Origin of the sequence: Nonomuraea angiospora (assembly GCF_014873145.1) — a bacterium.
Taxonomy (GTDB): Bacteria; Actinomycetota; Actinomycetes; order Streptosporangiales; family Streptosporangiaceae; genus Nonomuraea; species Nonomuraea angiospora.
On sequence record NZ_JADBEK010000001.1, the window covers coordinates 3,977,953 to 3,992,001 of the forward strand.

A 14,049-nucleotide genomic window follows, 5' to 3' on the forward strand; every position below is an offset into this window, starting at 1 on the left:
CCAGTGGTCGTCAAGAGCGGACCCCGTACCCTGCGGACATCAGCGAAGAGGTGACGCGCCTGGCCGAGGCCTGAGACGGGAGCGTCCGGGTAGTCGCCGAAGTCCACGGACGAGACGAGCAGCGGAACCGATCAGGTTGATCGAGCGCATCGTGGTGCCGGATGAGCCGCCGCCCGTGTCGGCCGAGCGGAAGGAGATCACGTCATGGCGATCGCCACGATCAACCCTGCGACCGGTGAGACGGTCAGGACATTCGACGAGCTGGGCGAGGCGGAGCTGCAGGAGAAGATCGCCCTCGCCCACGAGCGGTGGCGGACCTATCGCACCACCGGATTCCAGGAGCGGGCCGCGTACATGCACGCCGCCGCCGACCTGTTCGAGAAGGAGGCCGACGTCGTAGCACGGCTGATGACGACCGAGATGGGCAAGACGCTGGCCGCAGCCCGCAACGAGGCACTCAAATGCGCCCACGGCATGCGCTATTACGCCGAGCACGCGGCCGAGTTCCTGGCCGATGAGCCGCTGGCCGACCCGTCACAGGTCGGGGCCGAGCGCGCGCTGGGCCGCTATCAGCCGCTGGGCCCGGTGCTCGCCGTGATGCCGTGGAACTTCCCGATGTGGCAGGTGATGCGCTTCGCCGCCCCGGCGTTGATGGCAGGAAACGTCGGGCTGCTCAAGCACGCCTCCAACGTGCCGCAGTGCGCGCTGTACCTGGAGGACGTCTTCCGCCGCGCCGGATTCCCCGAAGGCTGCTTCCAGACGCTGCTGATCTCCTCCAAGCGAGTGGAGTCGATCCTGCGCGATCCGCGCGTGGTCGCCGCGACGCTCACCGGCAGCGAGCCGGCCGGCCGTTCCGTGGCCGCGATCTGCGGCGACGAGGTCAAACACACGGTGCTGGAGCTGGGCGGCAGCGACCCGTTCATCGTGATGCCCTCGGCGGACCTCGACCACGCCGCCGCCACCGCCGTGGACGCGCGCGTGCAGAACAACGGGCAGTCCTGCATCGCGGCCAAGCGATTCATCGTGCACACCGGCATCTTCGACGCCTTCACCGAGAAGTTCGTCGCCCGGATGCGCGAACTGAAGGTCGGGGATCCCTTCGAGCCGTCGACCGACGTCGGGCCGGTGGCCACCGAGCAGGGCCGGGCCGACATCGAGGAGCTGGTGGACGACGCCGTCTCCGCCGGGGCCACCGTACTGTGCGGCGGACAGCGGCCGGATGGGCCCGGCTGGTTCTACCCGCCGACGGTGATCACCGGCATCACCCGCGACATGCGCATCTACCTGGAGGAGGTGTTCGGCCCGGTCGCCTCGCTGTACCGGGCGGCCGACATCGACGAGGCCCTGGAGATCGCCAACGCCACCAGCTTCGGGCTGGGATCCAACGCCTGGACCAACGACGAGGCCGAACAGGAACGGTTCGTCACCGATCTGGAGGCCGGCCAGGTCTTCATCAACGGCAAGACGGTCTCCTACCCCGAGCTGCCGTTCGGCGGGACCAAACGCTCCGGGTACGGCCGCGAGCTCGCCGCGCACGGCATCCGGGAGTTCTGCAACCTCAAAACCATCTGGATCGGCAGCGGGGCAGCCTCGTCATGATCACCCGCCCTGACCCATCGAGCAGTTGAACGCCAGCGCGGGCGGCAAGGACATCTCGCCGCAGTTCGTACGCGAACCGCTCCGTGCGCGCGGAGGCGGTGGACGTGGCTCAGGCGACCGCCTCCGTCGTCTGGACGCGCCCGGGTGGCGCCACTCGAGGGACGGTGACGGCGAAGACGAGCAGGCCGGTGACGGTCAGCATTACGTGTGAAACCTCGAATGACGTACGAGTGGGACCGGCAAGGCGGGCCTGAACGGTCCCGTGGTGAGTCGCGGCGCATGAGGCGGACAGCCGTAATTCCTACGCCTCTTCGTGTGCGGCCGTCCGCCGATACAGAATCCGTAAAGAATCCATCCACTCCGGATCCACAGCCGCCTGACAAAATTCACGCGAATGGTCTGCGTTTCCATAACAGAGAAAGGCGCGACCCGCGTGCGAAGAAGAAGAGCGAGCTTGAGACTGGCCACGGCATTCAGCCTGGTCGTCGTCACCGGCCTTGCCGCCGTTCCTGATACGGCGCTGGCCGCTCCCGCCATCCGGCTGGCCGCCCCCGCGAAGCTACAGGCGGCGGACGTTCCCGGTTCCGTCGACTACCTGACGAAGAAATACGGCATCAGCGTCGACGAGGCGATACGCCGGCTGGAGCTGCAACAAACCGCAGGCGCTCTGCAGGAGGTGCTCGCCCGCGACTACGCCGACACCTATGCGGGCGCCTGGATCGACCAGGAGAACGGCGGTGTGCTGGCCGTCGCCAGCACCGCCGCCGGCGCGCTGGCCCCCGCGCTGAGCGCGATCCCGGACCGCGACCACATCCGCGTCGTGGCCGCTCGGCACTCTCTCAAGGAACTGGAGGCGAAGGCCGCCGACGTCAGTGCCCGCCTCGGGCTCAAGCCTGCGCAGGCACCGGTGATCAACGCGCGCGAGAACCGTGTCGAGCTGTATCACGAAGCAGCGGCCGCGGCACGCGGTTCGGCCGACCGGCTCGCCGCTGCCGCCGACCCGGACGTTGCCGTGGTCGATTCGCCGCCCATGACGAATGCGGCTTGTGAGATCACGTGGTGTCCCACTCCGATGCGCGGCGGCGTGCGGCTGGAGTTCTTCGACTCCAAAAAAAGACAGCTTTACAAGAGATGCACCAACGGTTTCAACGTGAAGGATACGAACGGGTGGGAGTACACGCTGACGGCGGGACACTGTCTCGAGGGTGAAGAATATTTCTCGAAGCACACAAACGCCTTCGTCGGCCACTGGGACGCCGACACCTACTTCGCCGGGTATCCGATCGATGCGGCGCTCATGCCGTACGTCACGATAGGTTCATACGAATACGTAAAGTATTGGGCGCAGAAGCCGAGAAACATGGTGATCTCAAGAAATACCACACAGTTCAGGATCACGGGATGGTGGCAGTACAAAGATATCCTGAACGGCTGGGTCGCGTGTGCGACCGGCCAGACGTCGAACAACACCGCCTGCGGCGAGGTCGTCAAGAAGGACGGCGGAATATGGATGAACATCTGCCGCAAGCTGGGGGACAGCGGCGGCCCGCTGTTCAGCGAGAACGACCACAAGGCGTACGGCATCCTCTCCCAGATCAATAATGCAGATACTGGTATCTGCAACGAAGATTCCCTGTCAACCTATTCGCCGGTCTCGAAAATCCTCGACTCCTTCAGCTACGGCGGTCTTACGTACAGCCTGCACACCACGGACTGATCCTCCGGCTGCTGTTCCATCGCACGCACCACGCGGGCGCATCTCGGCCGTCTAGGTCAGGGTCGCCTCTCGCGTGGTCCGCGGTGACGCCTCAGGCTCACGCAGTCCCGCCCCGGCGCGGCTGTGCAGGGCCCAGAATCCGGGACGAGTGCTGTCCTGGTGATGGGGGCTGTACGGCCTGGGCGAGGCGGACGGTGTCGGTGTTGGGGGTAGCCACGAAGCGGTGTCCAGCGTGGCCGTCCCCCTGGTCGGGTGGGGGTGGTGTTCGTGGGACCACGACCGCTGGCTCTTCGCCGGCTCAGGGATGGATGCCGAAGGGGCCGAGCAGGCCGGTGTCGATTCGCATGGACTCCAGCAGGCCGAAGGCGTTGTCCTTGGTGAACACGTCGGCGGCGGCCAGCGTGCCGAGGTAGTCGGCGATGACCGGGGCCGCGGCCTGCTGGGCGACCGCGTTCAGGTAGCCGTCGAAGATCGCCCACGCGTTGCCTGCCGGACCGTACTTGTCGAAGAACGGCGCCGGGTCGAGGCCGGCGACCGTGTTGCGGACGCTGGTCTGCAGGTCGGCCAGGTATCGCTGTTGCAGGTGGCCGTCGGCGCGGGTGCCGAGGCGGCCGAGGTGGCCGCCGACGAGGGTGCGCCAGGGATATCTCATGGCGATGTCGTGGGCCCGCAGCCAGCCTGGGATGTTCTGGGAGACGGCGAGGTTCTTGAACGGCACCCAGCCGGGATAGAGCACGTCGACCACCATCAGGGTCTCCTGTTTGGGGGCGTAGACGAAGATGTTGTCGGGTGAGTGGTTGGGGCCGTGGTGGGCCAGTTCGAGACTCTCGCCGCCGACCCGCAGGACGTGGTGGTCGTCGAAGGTGAGTGTGGGCGCCGGTCGGTTCGGGTCCGCGTCCCGGCGCAGGAATCTCGCGGTCTCGGTATGTCCGATGCGGATGACGTCCTTGCCGAGGATCGAGGCCGCTCCGATGTGGTCGGCGTGCGAGTGGGAGTAGACGAGGTGGGTCACCTTCCGGGGGCGGCCGTTGGCCCGGGTGACCTCCTCGATGGCGCGCAGCAGGTTGTGCCCGATGGTGGGCGGCGCGTCGACGAGGACGACGCCCTGGCTCGTGGTCAGGAACATGGCCTGGTAGGAGGAGTCGGTGACCCAGTACAGGTCGCCGTCGATCCGGCCGACGAAGTAGCCCTTGTCGTTGAGCGCTGGGCCCTTTGACGCCTCGGGGATGGGCGCGTAGTCAGGGAGGGCGCCGGCTGCGCGCGCGTCGCCGCGCCCGAGCAGGCCGACGGCCAGGGGCAGCGCCGATGCGGCAGTGGCTTGGGTGAGGAAAGTTCTCCTGCTCGAGTGGACCATGGGGGTTGTCTCCATTCGGAGGTTCGGAGGTTCGGTGGTTCGGAGGTTCGGAGGTTCGGGAGTTGGGGCGGCCGGGGCCGGGACCGTGGCAGGCGCCGGGGATCGCGCCCGTCACGGTCCCGGATGGATGGGTCAGCGGGTGGCGCGGGCCGCCGCTGTGATGACAGCGGTGGTGGCGTCAGGCCGGGAGATCATGATCACGTGTGAGGCGTCTCTGACTTCGCTGGTGTGCGCGTCGGCCCGTCCGGCCATGAACCGCTGGGCCGCCGGTGGGATGGCCTGGTCGGCGCCGGCGACCAGGTACCAGGAGGGGATGGTCTTCCAGGCGGGCGGCCCGCTCGGGGAGCCGAGCGCGGCCAGGGCGGCCGGACGCTGGGTGGCGGCCATCAGCGCGGTGTCGCGGGCGGGCAGATCGGCGGCGAAGGCGGCGCGGAATGCGGCGGGGTCGATGTAGGCGTCGGTGCCGGTGCCGCCGCCGGGCAGCGGGTACTGGCGGGTGATCAGGCTGGTGGGCAACTGGCTGCCGGGGAACTTGCCGGTCAGGTCGAGCGCCGACTCGGCCTCCTCGGGGGCGAATGCGGCGATGAAGACCAGCGCCTTGACGTTGGGGTGGCCGGTGGCGGCGTTGGAGATGACCGCTCCGCCGTAGGAGTGGCCGACCAGGACGACCGGTCCGTCGATGGTGGAGACGATGCTCGACAGGTAGGCCGAATCGCCTGCCAGGTCGCGCAGGGGGTTGGCGGGGGCGATCACCGGATAGCCGGCCCCTTGGAGCCGGGCGGCGACCTTGTTCCAGCTCGAGGCATCGGCGAACGCACCGTGGACCAGCACCACCGTGGGTTTCGCCGCGGTGGAGGCGGCGGCCGGCGTGGAGAGAGCCGTGAGCAGGATGGCCAGGACGGCCAGCAGGATCGGGATTGCCGGCCGGGAGGGCCGAGAGGTCTGTGGGGACGCGTGCGCGGACATGGCGGATCTCCTTGGTGGGGGTGACATTGTCAAGCGAGGCGCTGAGGCGGGGAGGCCCGTCGGACAGGGCAGGGCACGTCGTTCACGCCGGAGATGGGCGAGCCGTTGGCGGCGAACCACTTCTCGATGCCGGCGGGACCGAACGCGACCACCATGCGGGCCTCCGGTGAGCGGTCCAGGTAGCTGTGCGGGACACCGCGGGGGCCGTACGCGACGGCACCGGCGTGCAGGTCGCGGCGGTCGTCCCCGACGAAGAAGGTGATCTCACCGTCGAGCACGATCCAGATCTCGTCCTCTGCCTCGTGAACGTGCAGGGGCGGCGCCTGGCCCTTGGAGTCGGTGAACTCCATCACGCTCACCTCGTTCATGTGGGTGCTCCTGATTCGGCGCCGGGTCAGTTCTTCTCGAGGAAGCGCAGGAGTGTGCGGGTGAGCTGTTCGGGCTGTTCCTCGAAGATCCAGTGACCCGAGTCCTCGATGACGATCCCGGTCACATGTCTGGCGTACCGGCGGACCTGGGTGGGGACGGAGTCACCGAGGCTGCCGCGGGCGCCGATGGCGAGCACGGGCATGGTGAGCTTCTTCCTGCCGTACGCCCTGTTGTCGGCGATGTCCTTGGGGAAGGCGCGGAACCATTCGAAACTCGCGCGCAGGTGGGCGTCATCGCGCAGGTGGCCGGCGTACTCGCTGACCTGTCTGTCGCTGACGCCGTTCTTCTTGACTTCGAGGGAGTCGACGAAGCGTTCCACCCACTGCTCTTCCCTGCCGTTCACCATGCGCTCGGGCAGGCCGTTGGTGAGGCTGAAGTAGCCGAAGTTCCAGAAGCCCGGTCCCTTCGCGGTGAGGGAGGGGAAGGTGTAGAGGGTCTTGTCGGGGATGGGCGCCTCGCTGAGGACCAGCTTGGTGACGTCGCCGGGGTGGGCGGCGGCGTAGGCGTAGGCGACCATCGTGCCGATGTCGTGCCCCACGAGCCTGATGTCCCGTTCGAGGCCGAGCGTGGTCAGCAATCCGTGCAGGTCAGCGGCGAGGGTCTTCTTGTCGTAGCCACCGGCGGGCGCGTCGCTCTTGCCCGCTCCGCGTAGATCCGGAGCGATGACCGTGTAGTGCTTGGCGAGTTCGGGCAGGACTTCGCGCCAGGTGTACCAGGTCTGCGGATATCCGTGCAGCAGCACCAGCGTCGGCCCCTGCCCACCGCGCACATAGTTGATCGCGACGTCGCCGACCTGGACTCGCTGCTCGCTGAAGCCCGCCGGAACGCGCGGCTCGTCGCCGGTCTTCGAAGGCGTCTTGGAGGCGATGGCCGCGATGGGCACCGGTGTGGCCTGGGCGGAGGCGGCAGGGACGAGGCAGGCGAGCATGCCGATCACCGCGATCGAGAGGGGTTTCATGCGGCAAACCGTAGAAACCGGCTCGTTCGCCCCGCGAGCGTCACCTGACTGCGTCACCGAGCGCTACATGACCGGAGGTCTATCGGGAGGTCCACGGCGCTGTATGACAGTAGCCCGATGAGCAAGGCCGCTGTCGCCCGTCTTCCCCGTAAGCTTTGAGCGATCTCCACCAGATCACGGCGAAGGAGCGCTCGATCACCGCATCCAGCTTCGCGGAAGTGCTGCGTCGCCATCGGCACGCGGCACGTCTGACGCTGGAGCAGCTCGCCGAGGTCTCGGGGGTCAGCGACCGGACGCTGTCGGACATGGAACGCGGACGCAGCAAGGGTCCCCAGCATCGGACCGTAACCGCGCTGGCCGACGCCCTCCACCTGGCCGACGCCGACCGCAAGCAGCTCGTCGAGCTGGCGCGCGAGGGCCGCCTGCGCGATCGCTGGGCCCGCCCGACCGGGCTGTGCGAGCTGCCGCGCTCCGTCGACGACTTCACCGGCCGAGCCGCGGGACTGGCCTGGATCAGCGAGCTCCTACGCGCCGGGGACGCGCCGGGCGCCGCGGGCGTGGGGCTCATCACCGGTTCTGCCGGGCTGGGCAAGACCACGTTGACCGTCCGCGCCGCCCATGCCCTGCGGCCGGACTTCCCCGGCGGGGTGTTCTTCCTCGACCTGTTCGGCATGTCTCCGCAGCCCCTGCCCGTCGACGAGGCCCTGGGCACGCTGCTTCGCGCACTCGGCGGCGCGGATCCGCAGATCCCGGGCGACGTCGCCGGGCGCGCGTCCTTGTACCGGTCCCTGCTGCGTGACCGGCGCGTGCTGATCGTGCTCGACAATGCCGCCTCCGAGGAGCAGGTCCGGCCGCTGCTGCCGGCCGGCGGCGCGGGAAAGGCCCTGGTGACCAGCCGCCGCCTGCTGGCCGGTCTGGAAGGGGTGCGCAGACTCGGCCTCGGGCCCCTGCCGCCGCCGGAGGCCACCGAGCTGCTGACCGGGATCCTGAAAGACCGCGGCGCCTCGGACGAGGGATCGGCCGTCCGGCAGCTCGCGCAGCTGTGCGGCGGTCTGCCGCTCGCGCTCCGGATCGCCGGAAATCGGCTGGTCAGCCGGCCCGGCTGGAACGCCGCCGACCTCGCCGCCCGGCTGACGAACGAGGAGCGCCGCCTGGACCAGCTCAGCGCAGGCGATCTCAAGATCGCCACCGCGTTCGGGCTGTCCTACGAGCAGCTGGCCGACGCGACGCGACGGCTCTTCCGCCGGCTCGCCCTGGTGCCGGGCCGCGACCTCGACGCCGCTCTGGCCGCCGTGGTGGGCGGCACGTCGATCGAGGAGGCATGGGACGCCCTCGACGAACTCGTCGACCTCGGTCTGCTGCAGGACAACACGTCGGGACGCTACCGCTTCCACGACCTGGTCCGGCTGTTCGCCCGCGACCGGCTCCGGCAGGAGGAATCCGCGGCCGAGCGCGACGCGTTCACCGCGGCGATGACGTCGTGGCTGCTGCGGACGGCCACGACCGCCGGGCGGTGGTTCGATCCCGGGTACGGAGATCCCGGCCGGGCCGGCCCCGATGCCGCCGCGTTGTCCTCCTTGGAGGAGGCCGACCACTGGCTGCGCGTGAACGCGGACAACTGGCTGGGCGCGTTACGTCACGGGGCGAGCATCGGCCGGTTCGCCGCCGTCCTCGACTGCGCCGAGTCGATGGACTGGTTCTCCGACCGGTGGATGCACGCGCCGCACTGGTACGAGGTCTTCACCCTCGGCGCCGAGGCCGCCGCCGCCCTGGGCGATCAGGCCCGGCAGGCCGCGCAGCTGAACATGCTGGCCTGGGTCCATCTGCTGCCGCGAGACGACCCGGAGACCACGCTGCGGTACACGGCCCAGGCGACGGACCTGGCCACCCGCAGTGGTGCCACGATCCAGGTCGCCCTGGCCCAGCACCATGCGGGGGGCGCGCTTCGACGGCTCGGACGGCTCGACGAGGCCATCGCGGCGGAAACCCGGGCGGCGGAGATCTACAAGGCCAACGGCGACATCGATCGGTACTGCCACTCTCTCGGCGCCCTCGGCACCTGCCTTCGCGATGCCGGACACTACGCCGAGGCACTGGAGCAGTACCTCGGCCTGCTGGCCCTGCTGAACGACGACCGCTCGGGGACGACCCCGAGCGTCGCGGCGCTCATCCGGCCGATCGCGCTGGCCCGCGTCGGCGAATGTCTGGCACTGCTCGGCCATCGGGCCGAGGCGATCAGCAAGCTCACCGAGGCGATCAGCCTCATGGAGCAGGGCCGGTTGGCCTTCCCGCAGGCCCGCTCTCTGGAGACGCTGGCGGCCCTGCTGGCCGAGGAGGACCGGACCGGCGAGAGCCACCACGCCTACGCGCGGGCGGCCGAGGTGTACCAGGCCATCGGCGACGCCGAGGCGAGCAGCCGCTGCCGCGACCTGGCGACCGCCGCCCCCTGACGGTTTCCGCGCCACTTCTGCGTCCTGTTCTGCGTGGCCGGGCCGCGTGCGCGCGACTTGGATGGACAGCACCAGGACGGGCGCCGGGCCCGTCCCTCCAGCTCGGGAGCGACCATGGCCACCATCGGGAACATCGTGCTCGTACACGGTGGTTTCGTGGACGGATCCGGCTGGCAGGGCGTCCACCAGGAGCTGACCAGGGTCGGGCTCCGCGTCCACATCGTGCAGAACCCGACGCTGTCGCTGGAGGATGACGTCGCGGTGACCCGCCGGGTCCTGGACGGCCTCGACGGGCCGGCCGTCCTGGTCGGCCACTCCTACGGCGGGGTCGTCATCAGCGAGGCCGGCACCCACCCCAACGTCACGTCGCTGGTGTATATCGCCGCGTTCGCCCCTGACCAGGGCGAATCGGCCAACACCCTCACCACCGCCCCGCCGCCCGTCCTCCCTCCCCGGGAGGGCTTCCTCTTCCTCGACCGCGCCAGGTTCGCCGCCTCGTACGCCGCCGACCTGCCCGGCCACGTCGCCGCGTTCATGGCCGACTCCCAGGTCCCGTGCGGCGTGGACGCCCTCGGGGGGTCGGTCACCGAGCCGGCCTGGCGGCACAAGCCCAGCTGGTACCTCGTCGCGACCGAGGACCGGATGATCCCGCCGCAGGCTCAGCGCATGATGGCCGAGCGCGCCGGGGCGAAGGTCGTCGAGGTCATCGGCAGCCACGCCGTCCACATCTCCCAGCCCGCCGCGGTCGCCGACCTCATCCGCGAGGCCGCCGCCTGACGACGTCCGCCCTCGCGGGCGTCACCCGGACGAGCGCCGCCGCCTGCGAGCCGCCCGGAACACGCGCATCCGCAGAACTGATCGCATCAGCGAAAGGCCGGAATCCTCATGACCCGCGTTCCCGACGAAGGCATGGTGCTCGCCCACCCGGAGGCGGAGTTCACTGGACGGGCCCGCGAGCGCAAGCGACCATGGCTTCATATGCCAGCAAACCAGCCAGTAATAACGCTTTTCGGGCGGGAGTCCGAACAGCGGCGTCTCGGCGAGTTCGTGGACGGCGTCCGCAAGAGCGGCGGCGCGATGCTGGTGCGCGGAGAGGCGGGGATCGGGAAGTCGGCCCTGTTGCTGGACACGGCGAGGATCGCGGCCTCGCGCGGCATGCGGATCCTGCGGACGGCCGGTGTGAAGTCGGAGACCCACATGCCCTTCGCCGGTCTGCATCAGATGCTGCTTCCGCTTCGTACCGAGATCGGGGAACTGCCCGCCCCGCAGCGCGACGCGCTGGGAGCGGCGTTCGGGTTGACCGACGCCCGGGTGCCGGACCCGTTCCTCATCGCCCTGGCGGCGCTGAACCTCGTGGGCGAGGCCGCCGCCCACTCCCCCGTCCTGCTCATCGTCGAGGACGCTCACTGGCTGGACCGCGCGAGCGCCGACGTGCTCGCGTTCGTCGCGCGGCGGCTGGACTCCGAACCGATCGTGCTGCTGGCCGCGATCCGCGACGGTTTCCCGAGTCCCCTTGACGGGGCAGGGCTGGAGGAGTTGCTCCTCGACCGGCTCGATGACACCGCCGCGACCGCCCTGCTGGACGCCTGCAGCCCCACCCTGACGCCGGCGGTGCGCACCCGGTTGCTGCGGGAGGCCGCGGGAAACCCCTTGGCCCTCGTCGAGCTGCCGATCGCCGCGGACACGCGGGACGGGAAGGGGCCCCTGCCGCCGGGGTGGCTCCCGCTGACCACCCGGCTGGAGCAGACCTTCACCGCCCGCATGTCGGGGTTGCCCCCGGCCCTTCGGACCATGCTGCTGGTGGCCGCGATCAACGACAGCACCGCGCTTTCCGAGACCCTGGACGCCAGCGCGCTGATCACCGGTGCACCGGTCACGGCAGACGATCTGGCTCCCGCTGTCACCGTACGGCTGGTCGACGTGCACGAGACCGGAGTGTCGTTCCGGCACCCGCTCATGCGCTCGGCGATCTACCAGGGGGCGAGCATCTCCCAGAGGCACGCGGCGCACGCCGCCTTGGCCGACGTCCTCACCGGCCGGCCGGACCGTCGCCTCTGGCACCGCGCGGCCGCCACACCCAGGCCGGATGAGAGCATGGCCGTCGAGCTGGAGAACGCGGCCAAGAGCGTGCGACGCCGGGGCGACCTGTTGTCGGCCGTCGCGGCTCTGGAGCACGCGGTCAGGCTCAGCGAGAATCCCGCTCACCGGTGTGAACGGCTGGTGCGAGCCGCCGAGTACGCCGCTGAGATGGGACGGCGCGACATCGTCGTGCGGCTGCTGCGCGAAGACGAGCAGTCGCAGCTGTCGGCCCGGCAGCAGGCCCGTGTCGTGTGGATCCGCGAGAGCTTCCAGGACGGCATCCGTGACGACAGCGCGGCGGCGCACTCTCTGGCCGGTCTCGCCGAGACGATGGCGGCGCAGGGAGATGTCGATCTCGCGCTGAAACTCCTGTCCAGTGCGTCCTTGCGCTGTTTCTGGGCCCATGCTGACGAGCGGTCGCGGCGACGCGTGGTCGCGGTGGCGGAGAGCCTGCCCGTCGACGATCTGGACGGGCGGTTGCTGACGGTCTTGGCGTTCGCGGCTCCCATCGAGCGGGGCAAGATCGTGATCGAACGATTGCGCCGGCTGGCCGCCCACCCGACCGGCGGCCGGCCGGCGGCCCGCCTGCTCGGCAGTTCGGCGTTGATGGTGGGAGCGCTCGACCTGTCGGAGGAGTTCTGCGCCGCGTCGCTGCCGGCCCTGCGCGCCCAGGGCCGGCTCAGCCTCCTGGCACGAGACCTCGGGGCGCAGGCGTGGAGCGCGGCCCGGCTGGCCGACCTGAGCGTGGCCATCCCCGCGGCCGAGGAGGCCGCCCGGCTGGCGCGCGAGACCTCCCAGCCGCTGATGCACGCCATCGCTCAGGCGTCGGGCGCGGTGCTGGCCGCGCTGCGCGGCGAGCAGGATCGCGTGGAGAGCCTCGCGGTGGCGGCCGAGCAGGTGGCCCTGCCCGTCGGAGCCCGCCCCGTGCTGGCAACGGTGCAGCTCGCGCGCGGGCTCGCCGCGCTGGGCGAGGGACGTTACGCCGACGCCTTCGACCAGCTCCGACGGATGCACGACCCCGCCGATCCGGCCTTCCACCTGGCGCTGCGCTGCTTCTCCATCGCCGAACTCGCGGACGCCGCGGCGCACAGCGGTCAGGCTCACGCGGTGGCCGGCATCATCGAGGAGCTGGAGGCGGTGGCGCTCACCACGCCGTCGCCCGCCTTGCACGCCGACCTGCGCTACGCCCGGGCCGTCCTGGCCGACGAGGCGGCGGCAGAGCCCTTCTTCGCCGCCGCGCTCGGGGCCGACCTGCGGCGATGGCCCTTCGTCCGGGCTCGGGTGCAGCTGGCGTACGGTGAATGGCTGCGGCGCCAGCGGCGTACGGCCGAGTCGCGGGCGCCCCTGCGTACGGCTCGCGAGACGTTCGACGCCTTGGGGGTGATCCCCTGGAGCGAGCGCGCGCGCCAGGAGCTGCGGGCCTCCGGCGAGAGCAGCCGCAGGCGCAGCAGCGAAGCGCGCGACGTGCTGACCGCGCAGGAGCTCCAGATCGCCCAGATGGCGGCCGACGGCCTGACGAACCGGGAGATCGGCGAGAAACTCTATCTATCTCACCGAACCGTCAGCTCCCACCTCTACAGGATCTTCCCCAAGCTGGGGATCACCTCGCGATCGGCGTTGAGCACGGCCCTGCGCGTACCGGCCTGACCTCGCCGCATCGCCCGGGTGACGCTCGGTGACGCAGTCATGTGACGCTCGCGAGGCGCGCGAGAGGCTTTCTACGGTGAGGCCATGACCACAGGGAGATCCTTCAGAAACGGCAGCACCCCGACCGTCGTCCTGGTCCACGGCGCCTTCACGGACGCGTCGAGCTGGGCGGGCGTGATCGCCGAGCTCCAGGCTTCCGGGATCCCCGTGACCGCGGTGGCCAACCCGCTGCGCGGACCGGCCACCGACGCCGCCTACCTCGCCGGCGTCGTCGCCGCGATCGACGGTCCGGTCCTGCTGGTGGGTCACTCCTACGGCGGTGTGGTCATCACCCGGGCCGGAGGCCAATCGGGCAACGTGATCGGGCTGGTCTACGTGGCCGCTTTCGCCCTGGAGGCAGGCGAGAGCGTGCTGGACGTCACGGGCCGCTTCCCCGACAGCCTGCTGGGGCCGGCGCTGCGGCCGGCCGTCTTCCGCACCGGCGATGGACAGGAGGCCGTGGAGCTGTACCTCAAGGACGACCAGTTCCCCGCGGTGTTCGCCGCCGACCTGCCCGAGCGCCTCACCTCGGTGGCGGCCGCCGCGCAGCGCCCCATCGCGGCCGTGGCGTTCGAGGAGAGCTCTCCCGCCGCGAGCTGGAAGACCCTGCCGTCCTGGTACGTCGTGGCGACCGCCGACCAGGCGATCCACCCCGACGCACAGCGTTTCATGGCCCGGCGCGCAGGGGCCGACACCATCGAGGTCGAGGCGTCACACGCGATCGCGCTGTCGCAACCGGCGGCCGTGGCCGGCCACATCCGCACCGCCGCCACCGCGGCCCGGACCGTCAAGCACACCCATCCGGCATGAC

General features: G+C 70.2%; 10 protein-coding genes. 6 read left to right on the top strand and 4 right to left on the bottom strand.

From position 1 onward, the window contains the following. Positions 1–204: 204 nt before the first annotated feature. Together H4W80_RS17980 and H4W80_RS17985 are read left to right on the top strand one after the other, a co-directional pair. Positions 205–1,599 (top strand): NADP-dependent succinic semialdehyde dehydrogenase, encoded by a 1,395-nt coding sequence (locus tag H4W80_RS17980; protein ID WP_192786154.1) that lies wholly within the window; start codon positions 205–207, stop codon positions 1,597–1,599. Positions 1,600–2,053: 454 nt separating this feature from the next. Then, positions 2,054–3,316 (top strand): S1 family peptidase, encoded by a 1,263-nt coding sequence (locus H4W80_RS17985; RefSeq protein WP_192786155.1) that lies wholly within the window; start codon positions 2,054–2,056, stop codon positions 3,314–3,316. 298 nt (positions 3,317–3,614) lie between these two features. Here the strand turns inward: H4W80_RS17985 and H4W80_RS17990 are convergent, their stop codons facing one another. The 4 genes from H4W80_RS17990 to H4W80_RS18005 all read right to left on the bottom strand — a co-directional run bounded on the left by H4W80_RS17990 (position 3,615) and on the right by H4W80_RS18005 (position 7,023). Next, positions 3,615–4,670, bottom strand: coding sequence for an MBL fold metallo-hydrolase (locus H4W80_RS17990; RefSeq protein WP_192786156.1), 1,056 nt, complete (start codon positions 4,668–4,670; stop codon positions 3,615–3,617). 132 nt (positions 4,671–4,802) lie between these two features. Continuing rightward, positions 4,803–5,636: an alpha/beta fold hydrolase gene (locus H4W80_RS17995; protein ID WP_192786157.1), complete on the bottom strand. Its 834-nt coding sequence runs from the start codon at positions 5,634–5,636 to the stop codon at positions 4,803–4,805. Between the two features lie 29 nt (positions 5,637–5,665). Next, entirely contained in the window at positions 5,666–6,004 is a 339-nt protein-coding gene (locus H4W80_RS18000; RefSeq protein WP_192786158.1) for a cupin domain-containing protein, read from the bottom strand. Positions 6,005–6,030: 26 nt separating this feature from the next. Beyond that, on the bottom strand, positions 6,031–7,023 hold the full coding sequence (locus tag H4W80_RS18005) for an alpha/beta fold hydrolase (RefSeq protein WP_225963512.1): 993 nt from the start codon (positions 7,021–7,023) through the stop codon (positions 6,031–6,033). Positions 7,024–7,178: 155 nt separating this feature from the next. Here H4W80_RS18005 and H4W80_RS18010 point away from each other — a divergent pair, with 155 nt between their 5' ends. The 4 genes from H4W80_RS18010 (at position 7,179) to H4W80_RS18025 (ending at position 14,048) form a co-directional block, all read left to right on the top strand. After that, positions 7,179–9,473 carry an ATP-binding protein gene (locus H4W80_RS18010; protein ID WP_192786159.1) on the top strand — a complete coding sequence of 765 codons (2,295 nt, stop codon included), beginning with the start codon at positions 7,179–7,181 and terminating at the stop codon, positions 9,471–9,473. Between the two features lie 114 nt (positions 9,474–9,587). Then, positions 9,588–10,250 (top strand): alpha/beta fold hydrolase, encoded by a 663-nt coding sequence (locus H4W80_RS18015; protein WP_192786160.1) that lies wholly within the window; start codon positions 9,588–9,590, stop codon positions 10,248–10,250. A 201-nt stretch (positions 10,251–10,451) separates the two neighbouring features. Further along, positions 10,452–13,199, top strand: a complete 2,748-nt coding sequence (locus tag H4W80_RS18020) for a helix-turn-helix transcriptional regulator (protein ID WP_225963513.1) — start codon at positions 10,452–10,454, stop codon at positions 13,197–13,199. Between the two features lie 84 nt (positions 13,200–13,283). After that, positions 13,284–14,048 (top strand): alpha/beta fold hydrolase, encoded by a 765-nt coding sequence (locus tag H4W80_RS18025; protein ID WP_192786161.1) that lies wholly within the window; start codon positions 13,284–13,286, stop codon positions 14,046–14,048. Position 14,049 lies beyond the last annotated feature (1 nt).